This window comes from Pseudomonas sp. TNT3, assembly GCF_010095445.2.
Classification (GTDB): Bacteria; Pseudomonadota; Gammaproteobacteria; order Pseudomonadales; family Pseudomonadaceae; genus Aquipseudomonas.
Map to the genome: position 1 here is coordinate 72246 of NZ_WFGV02000014.1, position 18989 is coordinate 91234.

Below are 18989 nucleotides of genomic sequence, written 5' to 3' on the forward strand. Positions count from 1 at the left end.
AGTGAAGCGCGACCAGGTTTGGTGATTAACTGCGGCTACTGCGGATAAGAAACCTGGTTGATCCACCACAACATTTCACCGTTCGGCGTCTGCACAACGGCCTCATCGCCCACTTCCTTCTTCAATAACGCACGTGCCATCGGAGAGTCGATCGAGATGTAATCGTTGCGACCGTAGATTTCGTCATAGCCGACGACCCGAAATTTCTTGATGTCCCCCGCTTCGTTTTCAATCTCGACCCAAGCCCCGAAAAAAACTCTTCCTTCCTGCTCAGGCGAGTACTCGACCACCCGCACATCTTCAAGCCGCTTGCGAAGGTATCTGACCCTGCGATCAATTTCCCGCAGCAGCTTCTTGTTGTACTGATAGTCGGCATTTTCACTGCGATCACCCAGTGACGCTGCCCAGGTCACCTTGCGAGTGGTGTCCGGACGCTTTTCTCGCCAAAGAAAATCGAGCTCCTTTTTCAGGGCCTCATGACCTTCCTTTGTGATGATGTTGGTACTCAAGTCGGGCGTCTCCTTGGGCGATCACGAACTGGCGGGGAGTTGCGCCAGGCTTTCCACTAACCTGAAAGGCAGCGTGCACTGCGAGATTCTATCGTCTGTACGACACGCCACGAAGGAATCGTTTACGACTCAACCAGATAGCTCAGGAAACTCAATCGATTCTATTTATAGGTACAAAGTATCGGTGGTTTTATGACGCTTTTCCGAGCAATCAAAATTTAACCAGCTAACATCTTGTTACAAAGGACAAAAAATTGGCATTTTATCGTCATGCATATTGCCTTTTCCATCCGGATATTTTTTGTGGGAGGACGCCATGATCGTGCAGCAGCTGCTTCAGAAAAGCCAAACGAAGATTCGTAAGAACGGGTTATCCAACGCGATTCACCAGCTGTTGTTGAAGACGGTCAACGCCTTCATGCTGTTCAAGATACTGCGCGGCGTGACGCTGCAAAAAGTCGACAGTAAATTCCTCGACTACCCCTCGAACTTCAAGCCGATGTTTCTCAGTGAACAGATGATGCGCCACTACGCGCGCGATCCAGTAAACGAGATGCCCGAGAGCTTCATTGAAGAGTCCATAGCCAAGGGCGATCAGTGCTTTGGCATCTTCGATGGCGCGGTACTGGCCTCCTACGGCTGGTACTCGCGGCAACCCACGCATATCGATCCGCCAGAGCTGTTCCTGCACTTCGACTCGTCCTTCGTGTACATGTACAAGGGCTTCACCCATCATGACTATCGCGGTCAGCGCCTGCATGCGATCGGTATGAATCTTGCGCTCAAGCACTACCTTGAGGAAGGTCACAAGGGCCTGGTCTCCTATGTCGAGTCGAGCAATTTCGATTCGTTGAAGTCCATCTACCGCTTGGGCTACATGAACGTTGGCTCGATCTATCTGATCCGCCTGTTCGGCCGTTACCGGAGCTTCACCAGCAAAGGCTGCGAGCCCTACGATCTGGCCTTGAAAGGGCTTGTCTGATCAGTCGAGCGAACGAAACCTATCTACGATGCCGGCGCCAGCCGGCACGCTCGCTATCGGTCTGCGCTGAGATTCAGCGACGGGTGATGAGCCCCTGGCGAGCCACACGGGTCAGCTGCTTGATAACTTCCACTGCATCCTCAAGGCTTGGCGACTGAATCACCGCCAGGTCGAAGCTGTCAGTGGCGAATCGAGCAAGTGATTCACCGTCTTCGACAAACTGGATCAGGAAAGCAGCTGGACCGCCGGTGCGGCGAGGCCATCCATCGAGATAACGCAAAAGCGTCGGTTGATGTTTTCCGCCAAGCAGGATTTTTGGATTGCGCTGGGTGAGATGTGCCGTGATCGGCGCGGGACGTATAACGGGGTTTAGTGCATTCATCGTGTCGTGTCTCTGCCTCAAAAGTCTGCATGGCAGGTGAGAGGCAACACCGAACCAGCGCTTTAGCGGTATTTCGAAGCCTGTTTCAAGCTTCTATCGGCAACTGAATGAGTCACCTGGCGCCCCGCAAGTAGCTGTTTAAATCGGCGCATGAGCAGCATCCTAGAGAAGCCGACGCAGGAGTGTCAAGAATATCGAGCAACAAAAAAGGCCTGCGCAATGCAGGCCTTTTGGTTGAACCAGAGCGGTCAGCCTGCGATAGCGCGGTCCACCGACAGCTTGCCGGCACCTTCGATCAGTACCGCGATGCTGCCACCCAACAAGGCCAGGGCAAATTCATAACCGTTATTGGCCATGAACAGACCGTGGCTGATATGCACGGTAAAGATTGCCACCAGGGAAAGGAACGCCAACCCCAGTGCCGCAGGGCGAACCAACAGCCCGATGATCAGGGCAAGACCGGCGAAAAACTCGGTACCGCCGGCCAGTGTCGCCATCACGTAGCCCGGAGTCAGGCCGAGGCTTTCCATGTATTGCGCAGTGCCGGCCAACCCGTACCCACCAAACGCGCCGAACAGTTTCTGGGAGCCGTGTGCGGCAAAGATAATGCCGACGAAGATCCGCAGGACCGTCAGGCCGTAGCCGGCGCGGGTAAACAGTACCTTGTTGATCAGTGTGCTCATGCTGTGTCATCCATTTTTTGGTTTGTGTGTTGGTTGGCCGCTATCTTAATCGGAAAAATTAATGTTAAAAGCGCAAATACTCCACCATAACAATCAGTTTAGTCGATCATTTACGTGAGGCAACTTTTTGCCCCGGAGGCTCCAACGATTCCCGCTCCCGATCGAACGCCAGGTAATACTTGTTCACGCTATTAACATAGCTGACAGGGCCCATTCCCACCTGCTCCATGGCAATGCGCTCAACCTGAAAGAACCACTGATTGGGGTTCAAGCCGCGTCGTCGTGCTTCAGCGCGCATGCCTTGAACCCGTTCCGGTCCAATGTTGTAAGCCGCCAGCACGAACGCCATGCGCTCACGCTCATTGAGTTTGGGACTGGAGAAGAACTTGCGACGAATCATCGCCAGGTACTTCGCCCCAGCCTGCACGTTGGCGTCGAGCTCCTGGATATTATTGACGCCCACCCGCTGGGCTGCGGAGGGTGTGATCTGCATCAGACCGGTAGGGCCGCTGCCACTGCGAGCGTTGGGTTGCAACGCGGATTCCTTGAACGCCAGCGCCGCCAGATTGAGCCAGTCCATGCCTTGGGCATCGGCATGTTTCTGCAGCACCGGTCGTAGCTTCTCCAGCCGCTGGCGATTGGCCTTGGCGAGCGGATAGTGCACCTGATAGAGGCGTCGATAGATACGCAGGAAAGCCACATCCTGATCCGAAGGTTTCCTGTAGGTCAGCAGAAAGCGATCAATGCTCGCCCGCAACATCGACGCATCGCGGCGCACGAACCAGAACTCCTCGCCTGGATCGCTGATCAGAACCTGCCGGTCAAATCGCAGTTTCGGCAAGATCTTGCCCCACCGCTCGGCGATAGGTTGCTCGACGATGGTCAGGTGAAAAATTCCGCCCTGAACCATTTCCAGCACGTCCTCGACCGCCAGGCTGGGATCGACCCACTCGATCTTCACCGGTGGCAGTTTGTGCAGGGCGAGTTTCTGGTTGATCTGACTGACCGCGTCCCCGGCAGCGCTGCCTGTGGGCAGCGCCAGGGTTTTACCGGACAGTTGCTCAAGGCGGGTGTAACGGCGCTCACCTTTGATACCGACCAACACCAGCGGAACATTGCTGGCAATCGGCTCACTGGTACTGACGGCATGACCGGGTTGCAGATCAAGGAGCTCACCTGGCGCCACCAGATCACCCTCTCCGCGCTGTAAGGCACCGATCAGTTGATCTTTGCCTTTGGGGATAATCTTGAAAGTGATTTCCTGGCCGTCACGGGCGTGACCGTTGAGGTATTGCTCGAAGGCGCGCAGGCGATGGTATTCGACACCGATGGGCTGGCCCTGGACTTCGCCGGAGCTGTTACGGCTTTGATTGACCAGCACCCGAAGTACGCGACTGCTGCGAATTTCCGCCAAATCACGCACTTTGGCCGACGGCACCACTTGCGAAGGTCCGGCCAGACGCGCATCCGCCGGCATCGGCAGCAGCAAAGCACCACACAGCAGTAACAAAAGCGAGGGACGTATCATCCACTCTCCGAAAAGAATACTGGCCGATTTCAAGATTTCGCGAAATCGAACGACAGAAACAGAGCTGACAAGCGCGTGAAACTGGCGTCGCGGTGGCAACCTCACCAGCCCGACGTGCCGCGCGGCATCAAAAGACAGCTTCAACTCGTTGTAGTTCTTGGCTTTTCTTATAAATCTACAGCTCTGATATGCTTTCCGGCCTTTGGTCCGAGGTAGCACCATGCAACTCATCGATATCGGCGTCAACCTGACCAACCCCAGTTTTGCCGGCAAACACCAGGCGGTACTCGACCGCGCGTACGCCGCTGGCGTGTGCCAACTGGTACTGACCGGGACCAGCGTAGAAGGCAGCGAACAGGCGCTGGAGCTGTGCCAGCAACTGGATGAGAGCACTCAACGGCTGTTTGCCACCGCCGGCATTCACCCTCACTCCGCCAGCGACTGGAACGCCGACAGCGCCCAGCGTCTGCGCAGTCTGCTCAGGGAGCCCAACGTTGTGGCCGTGGGCGAATGCGGGCTGGATTTCAATCGCGATTTCTCCCCCCGCCCACAACAGGAAAAAGTCTTGGAAGAACATCTGGCGATGGCGGTCGAGCTGCAATTACCGGTGTTCCTCCACGAACGTGATGCGAGTCAGCGCTTGCTGGAAATCCTGCGTGACTACCGCGATCAGTTGCCTGCCGCCGTTGTGCATTGCTTCACCGGAGAAAAGAAAGCGCTGTTCAGTTACCTCGACCTGGATTTGCACATCGGCATTACGGGATGGATTTGCGACGAGCGCCGCGGCACTCACCTTCATCCGCTGGTCAAGGAGATCAAACGCGGGCGGCTGATGCTGGAAAGTGATGCACCGTATCTGTTGCCGCGCACTTTGCGACCCAAGCCAAAAAATGGCCGAAACGAACCGGCTTACCTGACCGAAGTGTTGCGCGAAGTGGCATTGCATCGAGGGGAAAGTGAGGAAGACCTGGCGGCCCACAGCACCGCATGCGCGCGTGCCTTCTATGGACTTCCGACGGTCGACTGACAATATACAAATCTGCGGGAGCATAGCTTGTTCGCGAAAGCTGTCATGGCGAATGACACGACCGCATCGCGAGCAAGCTTTGCTCCCACAGCGAAGATCCAGTGTGAGAGCCTGCTCCCACTCTGATCCTCATTGCGCTAAAACAGAAATCAGTGACTGCTACGCATCATTTCTTTCGGTACGTATTTACCGATCTCGAACTTGCCGATCGCGGCACGGTGCACTTCGTCCGGGCCATCAGCCAGTCGTAAGGTGCGCTGCATCGCATACATGTAGGCCAGCGGGAAATCGTTGGACACCCCTGCCCCGCCATGAATCTGGATCGCCCGGTCGATCACCCGCAACGCTACGTTGGGGGCGACAACCTTGATTTGCGCAATCTCGCTCTTCGCCACCTTGTTACCGACGGTGTCCATCATGTACGCCGCTTTCAACGTCAGTAGGCGCGCCATGTCGATTTCCATCCGCGAGTCGGCAATCTTGTCGATGTTGCCACCCAGACGCGCCAGTGGTTTGCCGAACGCGGTACGGCTCACCGAGCGTTTGCACATCAGTTCCAGCGCCCGCTCTGCCATGCCGATCGAACGCATGCAGTGGTGAATTCGGCCAGGGCCGAGACGGCCTTGTGCGATTTCGAAACCCCGACCTTCGCCCAGCAGGACGTTCTCGTAAGGCACCCGGACATTCTCGAACAGGACTTCTGCGTGACCATGCGGTGCATCGTCATAGCCGAATACCGGCAGCGGACGCACAATCTTCACGCCGGGAGCGTCCACCGGCACGAGAATCATCGAGTGCTGGGCATGACGCGGCGCATCGGGATTGCTCAAGCCCATGAAGATCAGGATTTTGCAGCGTGGATCGCAGGCACCTGAGGTCCACCATTTCTTGCCATTGATGACCCACTCGTCACCATCACGCACAGCACGAGCGGCCATGTTGGTGGCGTCAGAGGAAGCGACGTCCGGCTCGGTCATGGCGAACGCCGAGCGGATTTCACCGCGTAGCAGGGGTTCGAGCCAGCGTTGTTTCTGCTCTTCGTTGGCGTAACGCACCAGCACTTCCATGTTTCCCGTGTCGGGTGCCGAGCAGTTGAAGGGCTCAGGGCCGAGCAGCGAGCGCCCCATGATTTCTGCCAGTGGTGCGTATTCCAGGTTGGTCAGGCCGGCGCCGAGCTCGGACTCAGGCAGAAACAAATTCCACAGGCCTTCGGCCTTGGCCTTGAGTTTGAGTTCTTCCATGATCGCCGTCGGCTGCCAGCGATCGCCCTCGGCGACCTGGCGTTCGAACACAGCTTCAGCAGGATAAACGTAGGTATCCATGAACGCGGTCACGCGCTCACGCAGTTCTTGCACCTTGGGCGAATAAGCGAAATCCATGGGCAGCTCTACCTTTTAACGGGGGTTTCGAGGAGTTGTTCAGGTCATGCAATCGATGCTAGAACAGCTACGAATATTTACCTAGCCTATTCTCGGCGTGTATTAACATTCATCACCGATATATGATCGACTGATCGAGCCACCCTTTCTATAACAAGAGCAGAGAGCCCAGCGCCATGAATCTGAGCAAGGTCGACCTCAACCTTTTCATCGTCTTCGACGCGATCTACACCGAAGCAAACCTGACCCGCGCGGGGCAAATCGTCGGCATTACTCAACCTGCTGTTTCCAACGCCCTCGCCCGCCTGCGCGAAACCTTCAACGATCCGTTGTTCGTGCGCACCGCCCAGGGCATGGTACCGACCCCCATGGCACAGAACATCATTGGCCCCGTGCGCAATGCGCTTTCCCTGCTGAGGGTCTCGGTGCAGGAAAGCCGCATTTTCAACCCGCTGCAGGCGGCCAAGACCTATCGAATCAGCATGACCGACCTCACCGAGGCGGTGATTTTGCCTCCGCTTTTCCAGCGCCTGCGTCGCCTGGCCCCGACGGTAATCATCGAGAGCTTTTTGTCCAAGCGTCGCGAGACCACCAAGGAGCTGGCGGCCGGTCGTCTGGACTTCGCCGTCGACGCTCCGCTCAATACCGACCCGCAGGTACGTCACGTCAAGCTGATGGAAGACCGGTACGTGTGCGCCATGCGCAAGGGCCATCCCTTGGTGGGGAAGGAAAAATTCACCCTGGATGATTACCTGTCCCAGACCCACATCCATATTTCCAGCCGCCGCAGTGGACTGGGGCATGTCGACCTGGCGCTGGGCAAAATGGGGATCCAGCGCAAGATCGCCCTGCGCTCCCAGCATTACCTGATGGCTTCACAAGTCTTGCAACAGACTGACATGGTGATGACCGTGCCGGAGCGCTTCGCCCGCCGCAATGACTTGCACGCCTTCACGTTGCCGGTGAACGACGTACCCCCGGTGGAAACCCATCTGTACTGGCATGAAAGCACCGACCAGGATCCAGCCAACCGCTGGATGCGCGAGCAGATGATCGAGTTGTGCCAGCAGGTGACGGCGCATGAGAAGAAGCTGGACAAGGCATAGACCGTTGTAACGTAGCAGCCTCATTGCTTAATACGGAAAGTGCGTTCGCCATCAAGGCGGACGCGCCTGCTCGCGATGAGGCCTGCAAGGTCATCCAGAATTCACGCCCCTTGACGTAAACGTCAACCTGACATTAGCTTAGCGCAATGACCTTTTTTCGAGCGCGCCCATGAGCAGCCAGACCTACAGCATTTCCGACCTTGCCCGCGAACTGGACATCACCACCCGGGCCATTCGCTTTTATGAAGAGCAAGGCTTGCTGAGCCCCGAGCGGCGCGGGCAGGAACGTATTTATTCGCCCCGGGACAAAGTCAGCCTGAAGCTGATCCTGCGGGGCAAGCGCATTGGCTTTTCGTTGGCAGAATGCCGCGAGTTGATCGAACTTTACGACCCCTCCGGCGGCAATCAGAAGCAGCTGCAAACCATGTTGAACAAGATTGCCGAACGCCGCGACCAGCTGGAACAGCAGATGCTCGACATTGAGCAGATGAAGCTGGAGCTGGATACAGCGCAAGAGCGTTGTGTGCAGGCGCTGGAGCAGACGATGAAGAGCCAGGAAGCGGTCCAATAACCCCACCCATCCACACCGTGGGAGCAAAGCTTGCTCGCGATGAGGGTATGACCTTCAACCTTGATGTCGACTGACAGGCCGCCATCGCGAGCAAGCGTTGCTCCCACGGGGTCATTCGAAAATTCAGACACCACAGGTCGATTCCCATGTCCCTTCCCACCCATGTACGCCTGGTCGAAGTCGGCCCTCGCGATGGTCTGCAAAACGAAGCCCGACCGATCAGCGTCGCCGACAAGGTGCAACTGGTCGATGCACTGACCGCCGCAGGTCTGGGCTATATAGAAGTCGGCAGCTTCGTGTCGCCCAAATGGGTGCCGCAGATGGCCGGTTCCGCTGACGTGTTCGCGCAAATCCAGCGCAAGCCCGGTGTTACCTACGGTGCATTGGCCCCCAACCTCAGAGGGTTTGAAGACGCGATTGCCGCCGGGGTAAAGGAAGTGGCTGTATTCGCAGCAGCGTCCGAAGCGTTTTCCCAGCGCAACATCAACTGCTCGATCAGTGAAAGCCTGGAGCGCTTTGTGCCGATCATGGACGCCGCGCGGCAACACGGCGTGAGCGTGCGAGGTTACGTTTCTTGCGTGTTGGGCTGCCCATACGAAGGCAACGTTGAACCGGCACAAGTGGCCCGTGTAGCCAGGGAGCTCTACGCCATGGGCTGCTACGAAGTGTCCCTGGGCGACACCATCGGCACCGGAACCGCTGGCGCGACCCGCAAGATGTTCGAGGTGGTGTCGGCTGACGTGCCACGAGAAAAACTCGCTGGGCATTTCCACGACACTTATGGCCAGGCCATGGCCAATATCTACGCCAGCCTGCTGGAAGGCATCGCGGTGTTCGACAGTTCCATCGCAGGGCTCGGTGGCTGTCCATATGCCAAAGGCGCCAGCGGTAACGTGGCGACTGAAGATGTGGTTTACCTGCTCAATGGCCTTGGCATCGAGACCGGCATCGACCTGGACGCATTGATCCTGGCTGGGCAACAGATCAGTGCGGTGCTCGGGCGTCCATCCGGCTCACGCGTGGCAAAGGCTCGTAGCGCGCAGTGAGTCCTGGGTGTGTCCGGGTGTTACCGGTGCTTCGGAAATGTGGGCGGAAACGAGTAACACGGAAACAAAATGTCTGGCTTGAGCTAAGTGAAAAATTCGGCAAATCTTCAAGACGTTGATTTTAAAGGGTTTTTAAAAGTTGGCACGCCTCCTGCTATCTCTATGGCATAACAAGAATAAAAAGCGGCAAACCAATAAAAATAAGATGAAACGTATCTGACATAACAAGAACAACACGGCAGAAACGTAGCTAACAGATTTTTTTGGAGAAGGTGTTCTTTTCAGGGTGCTTTTCGGAGTAACCCGCAACCGGGCAGAGAACAATAAAACTACCTTCAGGTAGCTCCCGAACTGGTTGGATCGCTTGGCGAAAAAGCAGATCAGCGCTCAAAAAAATACGTTTGCTCTTGATCCCGGATGGGGGTCGAAAAAAACAGCGGTAAAGGGTCACGGTTTCCAAAAACAATAAATGACCGCCCCTCAATAATAAAAAAAGAGCACACGCAACGACAAATTAAAGGGGAGCTTAGGCTCCCCTTTGTGCTTTCTGGCATTTGGATTTCTGCTCAACATCGCCCTCTGACACAACACAAATCCCCGGTAGGAGCTGGCGCAGCCTGCGATCTTTTGATCTTCAAAAAAGCAAGACCAAAAGATCGCAGGCTGCGCCAGCTCCTACGGTAGCGCTTTGAGCTCCTCGATACTGATCTCACGCATCCGAAACTTCTGGATCTTCCCGGTCACCGTCATCGGAAACTCTTCCACGAACTTGAAGTACCGCGGTGTCTTGAAGTGCGCGATGCGCTCCTTGCACCACACTTGCAGCTCCTGCTCGGTAGCGCTGTGGCCCGGATGGAATTTGATCCAGGCAACAATCTCCTCACCGTACCGCGAGCATGGAATCCCGATCACTTGCACATCGGCCACCGCCGGATGGGTAAAGAAGAACTCCTCCAGCTCGCGCGGGTAAACATTCTCGCCCCCACGGATGATCATGTCCTTGTTACGCCCGGCAATGCAGACGTAACCCTCCTCGTTCATGCTCGCCAGGTCCCCGGTATGCATCCAGCCAGCCTGATCAATGGCCTCGGCGGTGCCTTGCGGATTGTTCCAATAGCCGAGCATCACGCTGTAACCGCGAGTGCATAGCTCGCCAATGGTGCCTCGCGGGACCAGGTTACCGGCCTCGTCGATAATTTTGCTTTCCAGTTGCGGCTGGGTACGGCCGACTGTGGTGACGCGCAATTCGAGTTCGTCCGACGGACCGGTCTGCAAGGACACCGGACTTGTTTCCGTCATGCCATAGGCAATCTGCACTTCGCTCATGTGCATTTCGCTGATGACCCGGCGCATCACCTCAATGGGGCAGGTCGCCCCGGCCATGATCCCGGTACGCAGACTCGACAGATCGAATTCGGCGCGCTGCGGCTGATCAAGCATGGCAATGAACATGGTGGGCACGCCATACAGCGCGGTGGCTTTTTCTTCGGCGACCGTACTCAGCGTCAACAGCGGATCAAATGCATCGTTGGGGTAGATCATGGTGCTGCCGTGAGTGATGCAACCGAGGTTGCCCATCACCATGCCAAAGCAATGGTAGAGCGGCACCGGAATGACCAGTCGATCATCAGCGGTCAGGCCAAGGCTTTCACCGACCATGTAGCCGTTGTTGAGAATGTTGTAATGACTGAGGGTCGCGCCCTTGGGGAAGCCCGTGGTGCCGGAGGTGTACTGGATGTTGACGGACTGGTCGAAATGCAGGCTTTCCTGGCGTTCGTGCAGCTGCTGCACCAATACGCTTGCGGCCAGATCCGCCAGTTGCGACCAAGGCAGAAAGCCGGAAGGCGGCTGTGCATCGAGGCTGATGACGCCGCGTAATTCAGGCAGGCGTTCGCTCTGCAATTTCCCGATGGATTGCTCTGCCAGTTCGGGCACCAGGCCCTGAAGCATGGCGTGGTAATCAGAGGTTTTGAATGCACCCGCGCAGACCAGCCACTGGCAACCCGACTGCTTGAGCACGTACTCGAGTTCAGAGCTGCGATACGCGGGATTGATATTGACCAGGATCACACCAATTTTCGCGCTGGCGAACTGGCTGATGCACCACTGCGCACAGTTCGGCGCCCAGATGCCGAGACGGTCACCTGCCTGCAATCCTAGCGCCAGAAGCGCCCTGGCGTGCAGGTCGACGGCTTCGGACAATTGCTGCCATGTGTAGCGCAACTTCTGATGGCGCACGACCAACGCTTCCCCATTCGGGTACTTCGCGACGGTGCTGTCAAACGCCTGACCTATGGTCATCGCCAGCAAGGCTTTGTCCTGAGAACCGCGGGTATAGCTGCGCTGCGGGCTTGCACTGGGTTGATCCATGACGACCCCTATTGTCTTTATTAATGGGCGTTACGGCGGCCACGATGGGAGGTCCGCTGTTCTATCTTGAACTGGCTCTACTCTCGCTCAAGTTGACGTTAACGTAAAGGGTGATTGACAGCCATTCGTCACAGGCTTACGTTAACGTAAAGGTGAGAGCTGATTCGGCGCCCTCCCAGCCCTACAAAAAAGCCAAAAGGTGACCCATGAGCTACCCATCCCTGAACTTTGCCCTCGGTGAGACCATCGACATGCTGCGCGATCAGGTCCAGTCCTTCGTCGCCAAAGAGATCGCCCCGCGCGCTGCTCAGATCGACATCGACAACCTGTTCCCTGCCGACCTGTGGCGCAAATTTGGCGACATGGGCCTGCTCGGCGTGACTGTGCCGGAAGAGTACGGCGGTGCTGGCCTGGGTTACCTGGCTCATGTGGTGATCATGGAAGAAATCAGCCGGGGTTCGGCTTCGGTGGCGCTCTCCTACGGCGCGCACTCCAACCTCTGCGTCAACCAGATCAACCGCAACGGCACTCACGAACAGAAAACCAAATACCTGCCGAAGCTGATCAGCGGCGAGCACATCGGCGCCCTGGCCATGAGCGAACCGAATGCCGGTTCCGACGTGGTCTCGATGAAACTGCGTGCCGACAATCGCGGTGATCACTACGTGCTCAATGGCAGCAAAACCTGGATCACCAACGGCCCAGACGCCAACACTTACGTGATCTACGCCAAGACCGACCTGGAAAAAGGCCCTCACGGCATTACCGCATTCATCGTCGAACGCGACTCGAAAGGCTTCAGCCGCAGCAACAAATTCGACAAGCTCGGCATGCGCGGCTCGAACACCTGCGAGCTGTTCTTCGATGACGTCGAAGTGCCGGAAGAAAACATCCTCGACGTGCTCAACGGCGGCGTGAAAGTGCTGATGAGTGGCCTCGACTACGAACGCGTTGTGCTCTCCGGTGGCCCGACCGGGATCATGCAATCCTGCATGGACCTGATCGTTCCTTATATCCACGACCGTAAACAGTTCGGCCAGAGCATCGGCGAATTCCAGCTGATCCAGGGCAAAGTCGCCGACATGTACACCCAACTCAACGCTAGCCGCGCCTACCTGTACGCCGTGGCCCAGGCCTGCGAGCGCGGGGAAACCACCCGTAAAGACGCCGCGGGCGTGATCCTCTACAGCGCCGAACGCGCCACGCAAATGGCCCTCGACGCGATCCAGATTCTCGGTGGCAACGGTTACATCAACGAATTCCCGGCCGGTCGCCTGTTGCGTGACGCCAAACTGTACGAAATCGGCGCCGGTACCAGTGAGATCCGTCGCATGTTGATCGGTCGTGAACTGTTTAACGAAACCCGCTAACCGGAGTTGCCCATGGCTATCCTGCATACCCAGCTCAACCCCCGTTCAGCGGAGTTCGCGGCCAACAGCGCGGCGATGCTCAAACAGGTCGACGCCTTGCACACCCTGCTCGCTCAAGTGCAGCAAGGGGGCGGCACCAAGGCTCAAGAACGCCACACCTCGCGGGGCAAATTGCTGCCCCGTGAACGCATCAACCGACTGCTCGATCCGGGCTCACCATTTCTCGAAATCAGCCAACTGGCGGCCTACGAGGTTTACGGCGAAGACGTTCCCGCCGCTGGCGTGATTGCCGGGATCGGCCGGGTGGAAGGCGTCGAATGCATGATCGTCGCGAACGACGCCACCGTTAAAGGTGGCTCGTATTACCCGCTGACCGTGAAAAAACATCTGCGCGCCCAGACCATTGCCCAGCAGAATCGCCTGCCGTGCATCTACCTGGTGGACTCGGGCGGCGCGAACTTGCCGCGTCAGGATGAAGTGTTTCCCGATCGCGAACACTTCGGTCGCATCTTCTTCAACCAGGCCAACATGAGCGCCATGGGCATTCCGCAGATCGCGGTGGTCATGGGTTCCTGCACTGCAGGCGGCGCTTATGTGCCGGCGATGGCCGATGAAGCAATCATGGTACGCAACCAGGCCACTATCTTCCTCGCCGGCCCGCCGCTGGTGAAGGCGGCGACGGGTGAAGTGGTCAGCGCCGAGGATCTGGGTGGCGCTGATGTGCACTGCAAGATTTCCGGGGTGGCCGACCACTATGCCGAGAGCGATGAACACGCCCTGGCCATTGCCCGGCGCAGCATCGCCAACCTCAACTGGCGCAAGCTGGGCGAAGTGCAACAACGTACGCCGATCGCACCGCTCTACAACAGTGACGAGCTGTACGGCGTGGTGTCGGCGGATGCCAAACAGCCCTTCGATGTGCGCGAGGTGATCGCACGGTTGGTGGACGGTTCGGTGTTCGACGAATTCAAGGCGTTGTTCGGGACGACCCTGGTGTGCGGTTTTGCGTACCTGCACGGTTATCCGATCGCCATTCTCGCCAACAACGGCATCCTCTTCGCCGAGGCCGCACAGAAAGGCGCGCACTTTATCGAACTGGCCTGCCAGCGCGGTATTCCACTGCTGTTCCTGCAGAACATCACCGGTTTCATGGTCGGTCAGAAATACGAGGCCGGCGGCATCGCCAAGCACGGCGCCAAACTGGTGACCGCCGTGGCCTGCGCCAAAGTGCCGAAATTCACCGTGATCATCGGCGGCAGCTTTGGCGCCGGTAACTACGGCATGTGCGGACGCGCCTACGACCCACGCTTCCTGTGGATGTGGCCGAATGCGCGCATTGGCGTAATGGGTGCCGAACAGGCCGCGGGTGTGCTGGTGCAGGTCAAGCGCGAGCAGGCTGAACGCAGCGGCCAGGCGTTCAGCGCCGAGCAGGAAGCCGAGATCAAGCAACCCATCCTTGATCAGTACGAAGAACAGGGGCACCCCTATTACTCCAGCGCCCGGCTCTGGGACGACGGTGTCATCGACCCGGCCCAGACCCGTAACGTATTGGCCCTGGCCTTGTCCGCATCGTTGAACGCACCCATCGAACCGAGCCGCTTCGGCGTGTTCCGGATGTGATTTTCTGTGGGAGCGGGTTTGTGTGGCGAGGGGATTTATCCCCGTTCGATTGCGCAGCAATCGTAGACCGCAGACAAATTCGCTCCCGCAAGGACCGTGGAGACGGACCCCTATGAACGACTTCAATACCCTGGAACTGCAAACCGATCCTCGGGGTTTCGCCACCTTGTGGCTCAACCGTGAAGAAAAGAACAACGCGTTCAATGCCGAGATGATCCGCGAATTGATCCTCGCGCTGGACACCGTGTCGAGCGATACCAGCCTGCGATTTTTACTGCTGCGCGGACGCGGCAAGCATTTCAGCGCCGGTGCTGATCTGGCGTGGATGCAGCAATCGGCCGAACTCGACTACCACACCAACCTCGACGACGCCCGAGAACTGGCAGAGTTGATGTACAACCTCGGCAAACTGAAAATCCCGACACTGGCGGTGGTGCAAGGCGCTGCATTCGGCGGCGCCCTGGGCCTGATCAGTTGCTGCGACATGGCGATTGGCGCCGATGACGCGCAATTCTGCCTGTCGGAAGTACGCATCGGCCTGGCACCAGCCGTGATCAGTCCATTCGTGGTGCAAGCCATCGGCGAACGGGCGGCACGTCGCTATGCCCTGACCGCCGAACGTTTTGGCGGCCAACGGGCACGGGAAATCGGTTTGTTGTCGGAGAGTTATCCGCTGGCAGACCTGGAGCAGAAAGTCGAACAGTGGATCGACAACCTGCTCCTCAACAGCCCGGCCGCGATGCGCGTCAGCAAAGACTTGCTGCGTGAAGTCGGCAACGGTGCACTGACCCCGGCGCTGCGTCGCTATACAGAAAACGCCATCGCCCGCATCCGCGTCAGCCCCGAAGGCCAGGAAGGTCTGCGGGCTTTCTTGCAAAAACGTCCGCCGAGCTGGCAAGCCGCAATCACCCCCAAGGAGCCACGCTGATGAGCACACCTGTTATCACCACCGTGCTGGTCGCCAACCGCGGTGAAATCGCTTGTCGGGTGATGCGTACTGCCAAGGCGCTGGGCCTGACCACCGTGGCTGTGCACAGCGCTATCGACCGCGAAGCCCGACACAGCCGCGAAGCGGACATCCGCATCGACCTGGGTGGGAGCAAAGCCGCCGACAGCTACCTGCAAATCGACAAGCTGATCGCAGCCGCCAAGGCCAGCGGCGCCCAGGCGATTCACCCCGGTTATGGCTTTCTCTCGGAAAATGCCGGCTTCGCTCGCGCTATCGAAAGCGCCGGTCTGGTCTTCCTCGGCCCACCCGCCTCGGCGATTGACGCCATGGGGAGCAAGTCCGCTGCCAAAGCCCTGATGGAAACCGCTGGCGTTCCGCTGGTGCCCGGTTATCACGGCGAAGCACAGGACCTGGATACTTTTCGCGATGCCTGTGAGCGAATCGGCTACCCGGTGTTGCTCAAGGCGACGGCGGGTGGTGGCGGCAAAGGCATGAAAGTGGTCGAGGACGTCAGCCAACTGGCGGAAGCCCTCGCCTCGGCCCAACGTGAAGCCCAATCCTCGTTTGGCGACTCGCGCATGCTGGTCGAAAAGTACCTGCTCAAACCGCGCCATGTGGAAATCCAGGTCTTCGCCGACCAGCACGGCAACTGCCTGTACCTCAACGAGCGCGACTGCTCGATTCAGCGTCGGCATCAAAAAGTCGTTGAAGAAGCACCCGCTCCCGGCCTGAGCCCGGAACTGCGTCGCGCCATGGGCGAAGCGGCTGTGCGTTCCGCCCAGGCAATCGGATACGTCGGCGCCGGTACCGTGGAATTCCTGCTGGATGCGCGTGGTGAGTTCTTCTTCATGGAGATGAACACGCGCCTGCAAGTGGAACACCCGGTGACCGAGGCCATCACCGGCCTCGACCTGGTGGCCTGGCAAATTCGAGTGGCGCGGGGTGAAGCGCTGCCGATGACTCAAGAGCAGGTTCCACTGATCGGCCACGCGATTGAAGTGCGGCTGTACGCAGAAGACCCGGGCAATGATTTTCTACCCGCCACCGGGCGTCTGGAGTTGTATCGCGAATCTGCCGAAGGTCCCGGTCGTCGTGTCGACAGTGGCGTGGAAGAAGGCGATGAGATCTCGCCCTTCTACGATCCGATGCTCGGCAAATTGATTGCCTGGGGTGAAGACCGTGAGCAGGCGCGGTTGCGCTTGCTGAGCATGCTCGATGAGTTTGCGATCGGTGGTCTCAAGACCAACATCAATTTTCTGCGTCGCATCATCGGCCATCCCGCCTTTGCAGCGGCAGAACTGGATACCGGGTTTATCCCGCGCTATCAGGAACAGCTGCTGCCGGCACCCGCCGACCTCAGTGATGAGTTCTGGCAAGCGGCCGGGCAAGCATTTGCCCAAAGCCTGAAACCTTCTACGCGCACTGATGACCCGAGTTCGCCATGGAGCAGCAGCACAGGCCTGCGTTGCGGATTGCCGAAAGAGATTACTTTGCACCTGAGCTGTGAAGGACAGGACCGGGCGCTGACGTTAGGCGATACGCGCTCGGCGCAGCTTCGGGGTGAGCAACTGCTGACCGAGCACAACGGCATGCGCCTGCAGCATCGGGCGATCCGCCGGGACGGCATCGTCTACTTGCAATGGGAGGGTGAATTGCGTCGCATCGAGTCCTACGACCCGATCAGTGCCGTCGAGGCCAGCCATAGCCATCAGGGCGGGCTCACCGCGCCCATGAACGGCAGCATCGTGCGGGTCCTGGTGGAAGCCGGGCAAACGGTGGAAGCCGGCGCGCAACTGGTGGTGCTTGAAGCCATGAAGATGGAACACAGCATCCGTGCCCCCCACGCGGGCGTGATCAAGGCGCTTTATTGCCAGGAAGGCGAGATGGTCAGCGAAGGCAGTGCATTGGTCGAGCTGGAAGACGCGTGAAATGAAGATCGGTCCTACGCATTGCCAGGACCGATCCGATTAGAATTTGAAAGTTGCCTGTACGACCACGCCGATCATTCGGCAGTCATCGGTAAACAGCATTTTCGGGTACGTGGGATTGAGCGGGACCAGGTAACGCTGACCGCCCTCTTCAACCAGCTTGCGAAAGGTCGCGCTGGCGCTGCTCGGCCACCGGGCGATCACCAGTTTGCCGGGGATCGCTTCGACGTTAGGGTCCACCAGAATCAACATGTCCTCGCCGATACTGAGACCGCTGGGTGCTGTCATGGCGTCGCCCTCGACCCTCAGCCAGAACGCCCCCTCTCGAGCATGGTAATCGGACAGCTCGAAACGCCTCTCGCCGTACACCGGCAACTCACCATCACGCACGTGTCCCGTTTCCCGCCAGTCACTGACCGGGTAGCGAAAGTAAGGGTTATATTTCTGCGTAAGAGACAGCTCGTCATCTTCTGAAGCCTCGGTTTCTCTGATGACCATCGCCACCTCGAGAAACTCCAACCCCAGTGCCTGCAAGACCCGATTCATGTCTTCAATGCTGGGCTGGCGGCGTTTTTTCAGCCAGTGCCCCACTCCACCCTGGGACATCCCGAGACGTTCAGCGAGTATCTCTTGAGTGATGTTGAGGTCACTCATCTTGGCCTTGACCAATTCAATCCATTTATCCATGTTCGGCACGATACGGCGGCTCCTGCCTTGCTGCAAAACACAACTTGTATTATTTCAGTTCTTGTAACAAATACATAACGTATTAGGATTTATTCAGGGATCTGAACCTACTACGGAGTCTACAAACACCATGACCTTACCCGGCATCGAAGCCCCCGGCATGCTCGACACAACCCTGAACTCTCCGCAAGGCAGCGCCGCTGCGCAGCGGGCACTGGACTATTACTTGAAACCCGCTGTTCTGGATGAGGTGACTGAAGAACGCTTTTTCGATGTAAACCGCAGCATCAGCGGCGAAGAAGCTCTGGTCCACGCTTCGGACTTGATGCGGTGTGCGGCTGCGATTGCCTACGAATCCGCCAGCAATCTGCAAGGCGCCAGCCGCGATCTTGCGTTCTCGACGGTCCACATGATCGACATGGCAAGGGCCATGGTTGACCGTGCTCTCAAGTCTGATCAGATCAAATAAAAAGGAAAGACACGGACGACGACGGGAAAGAATATTCCCATCGGGCAGGTAAAATCATTTGACTTGCAAACGAGAATGATTATTATTGCATCAGCTGATCGCGAGGTCAGTCGATGGACCAAGAGGCCTTAGGTCGGTCTCCTGGACTATCTCCTCATCAGGCTAATCACGGTTTTTGACCCGGCTTTTTGCCGGGTCTTTTTTTTGCCGGTTAAACCGGCTTATGGCTTCAGGCTAATGAAGTCTTTACGTGTTACAAATTCGATGGCGCGGATGATATCAAAAGAATATCCGTTGGCAAGAGAAGCCCGGCTACATTGGCCCAAACTAATGAAAATTAGCACTTGAGAATCAATCGCACAGTCTCTAAGCTGCGTCGGCGT

At 57.7% G+C, this 18989-nt stretch carries 17 protein-coding genes; 10 read left to right on the forward strand and 7 right to left on the reverse strand.

What is annotated here, in order from left to right; translation table 11 throughout:
* Positions 1–35: 35 nt before the first annotated feature.
* The gene (gene greB, locus GBC55_RS11180; protein ID WP_162437530.1) at positions 36–509 is read right to left on the reverse strand and encodes a transcription elongation factor GreB; all 474 of its coding nucleotides are present in this window, start codon (positions 507–509) and stop codon (positions 36–38) included.
* Positions 510–825: 316 nt separating this feature from the next.
* On the opposite strand from greB, the gene GBC55_RS11185 reads away from it, so the two are divergent.
* Positions 826–1491, forward strand: a complete 666-nt coding sequence (locus GBC55_RS11185; protein WP_162437531.1) for a GNAT family acetyltransferase — start codon at positions 826–828, stop codon at positions 1489–1491.
* Between the two features lie 73 nt (positions 1492–1564).
* On the opposite strand, the gene GBC55_RS11190 is transcribed toward GBC55_RS11185, so the two are convergent.
* From GBC55_RS11190 to GBC55_RS11200, 3 genes are all read right to left on the reverse strand, one after another.
* Positions 1565–1873, reverse strand: a complete 309-nt coding sequence (locus GBC55_RS11190) for a class I SAM-dependent methyltransferase (protein WP_162437532.1) — start codon at positions 1871–1873, stop codon at positions 1565–1567.
* Positions 1874–2121: 248 nt separating this feature from the next.
* Entirely contained in the window at positions 2122–2556 is a 435-nt protein-coding gene (locus tag GBC55_RS11195; RefSeq protein ID WP_150712628.1) for a DoxX family protein, read from the reverse strand.
* 106 nt (positions 2557–2662) lie between these two features.
* Positions 2663–4084 carry a transglycosylase SLT domain-containing protein gene (locus GBC55_RS11200; RefSeq protein ID WP_162437533.1) on the reverse strand — a complete coding sequence of 474 codons (1422 nt, stop codon included), beginning with the start codon at positions 4082–4084 and terminating at the stop codon, positions 2663–2665.
* A gap of 220 nt (positions 4085–4304) precedes the next feature.
* On the opposite strand from GBC55_RS11200, the gene GBC55_RS11205 reads away from it, so the two are divergent.
* Positions 4305–5111 (forward strand): TatD family hydrolase, encoded by an 807-nt coding sequence (locus GBC55_RS11205; RefSeq protein ID WP_162437534.1) that lies wholly within the window; start codon positions 4305–4307, stop codon positions 5109–5111.
* Between the two features lie 149 nt (positions 5112–5260).
* Here the strand turns inward: GBC55_RS11205 and GBC55_RS11210 are convergent, their stop codons facing one another.
* Positions 5261–6490, reverse strand: coding sequence for an acyl-CoA dehydrogenase (locus tag GBC55_RS11210; RefSeq protein ID WP_162437535.1), 1230 nt, complete (start codon positions 6488–6490; stop codon positions 5261–5263).
* A 176-nt stretch (positions 6491–6666) separates the two neighbouring features.
* Here GBC55_RS11210 and GBC55_RS11215 point away from each other — a divergent pair, with 176 nt between their 5' ends.
* From GBC55_RS11215 to GBC55_RS11225, 3 genes are all read left to right on the forward strand, one after another.
* Positions 6667–7596, forward strand: coding sequence for a LysR family transcriptional regulator (locus GBC55_RS11215; protein ID WP_162437536.1), 930 nt, complete (start codon positions 6667–6669; stop codon positions 7594–7596).
* 169 nt (positions 7597–7765) lie between these two features.
* A complete protein-coding gene (locus GBC55_RS11220) occupies positions 7766–8167 on the forward strand; it encodes a MerR family DNA-binding transcriptional regulator (protein ID WP_162437537.1) in 402 nt (133 codons plus the stop codon).
* Between the two features lie 146 nt (positions 8168–8313).
* Positions 8314–9213 carry a hydroxymethylglutaryl-CoA lyase gene (locus GBC55_RS11225; RefSeq protein WP_162437538.1) on the forward strand — a complete coding sequence of 300 codons (900 nt, stop codon included), beginning with the start codon at positions 8314–8316 and terminating at the stop codon, positions 9211–9213.
* A 675-nt stretch (positions 9214–9888) separates the two neighbouring features.
* Here the strand turns inward: GBC55_RS11225 and GBC55_RS11230 are convergent.
* A complete protein-coding gene (locus GBC55_RS11230; protein WP_162437539.1) occupies positions 9889–11583 on the reverse strand; it encodes an AMP-binding protein in 1695 nt (564 codons plus the stop codon).
* Positions 11584–11789: 206 nt separating this feature from the next.
* On the opposite strand from GBC55_RS11230, the gene GBC55_RS11235 reads away from it, so the two are divergent.
* From GBC55_RS11235 to GBC55_RS11250, 4 genes are all read left to right on the forward strand, one after another.
* The gene (locus tag GBC55_RS11235; RefSeq protein ID WP_162437540.1) at positions 11790–12953 is read left to right on the forward strand and encodes an isovaleryl-CoA dehydrogenase; all 1164 of its coding nucleotides are present in this window, start codon (positions 11790–11792) and stop codon (positions 12951–12953) included.
* A gap of 12 nt (positions 12954–12965) precedes the next feature.
* Positions 12966–14573, forward strand: a complete 1608-nt coding sequence (locus tag GBC55_RS11240; protein WP_162437541.1) for a carboxyl transferase domain-containing protein — start codon at positions 12966–12968, stop codon at positions 14571–14573.
* A gap of 112 nt (positions 14574–14685) precedes the next feature.
* Positions 14686–15501 (forward strand): gamma-carboxygeranoyl-CoA hydratase, encoded by an 816-nt coding sequence (locus tag GBC55_RS11245; RefSeq protein ID WP_162437542.1) that lies wholly within the window; start codon positions 14686–14688, stop codon positions 15499–15501.
* Positions 15501–17450: an acetyl/propionyl/methylcrotonyl-CoA carboxylase subunit alpha gene (locus GBC55_RS11250; RefSeq protein WP_162437543.1), complete on the forward strand. Its 1950-nt coding sequence runs from the start codon at positions 15501–15503 to the stop codon at positions 17448–17450. The genes GBC55_RS11245 and GBC55_RS11250 overlap by 1 nt, the downstream gene beginning before the upstream one ends.
* A 39-nt stretch (positions 17451–17489) precedes the next feature.
* Here GBC55_RS11250 and GBC55_RS11255 read toward each other — a convergent pair whose 3' ends face one another.
* Positions 17490–18137: a S24 family peptidase gene (locus GBC55_RS11255; protein ID WP_194692410.1), complete on the reverse strand. Its 648-nt coding sequence runs from the start codon at positions 18135–18137 to the stop codon at positions 17490–17492.
* A gap of 130 nt (positions 18138–18267) precedes the next feature.
* Here GBC55_RS11255 and GBC55_RS11260 point away from each other — a divergent pair, with 130 nt between their 5' ends.
* A complete protein-coding gene (locus GBC55_RS11260) occupies positions 18268–18606 on the forward strand; it encodes a DUF3077 domain-containing protein (RefSeq protein WP_162437545.1) in 339 nt (112 codons plus the stop codon).
* Positions 18607–18989: the final 383 nt, after the last annotated feature.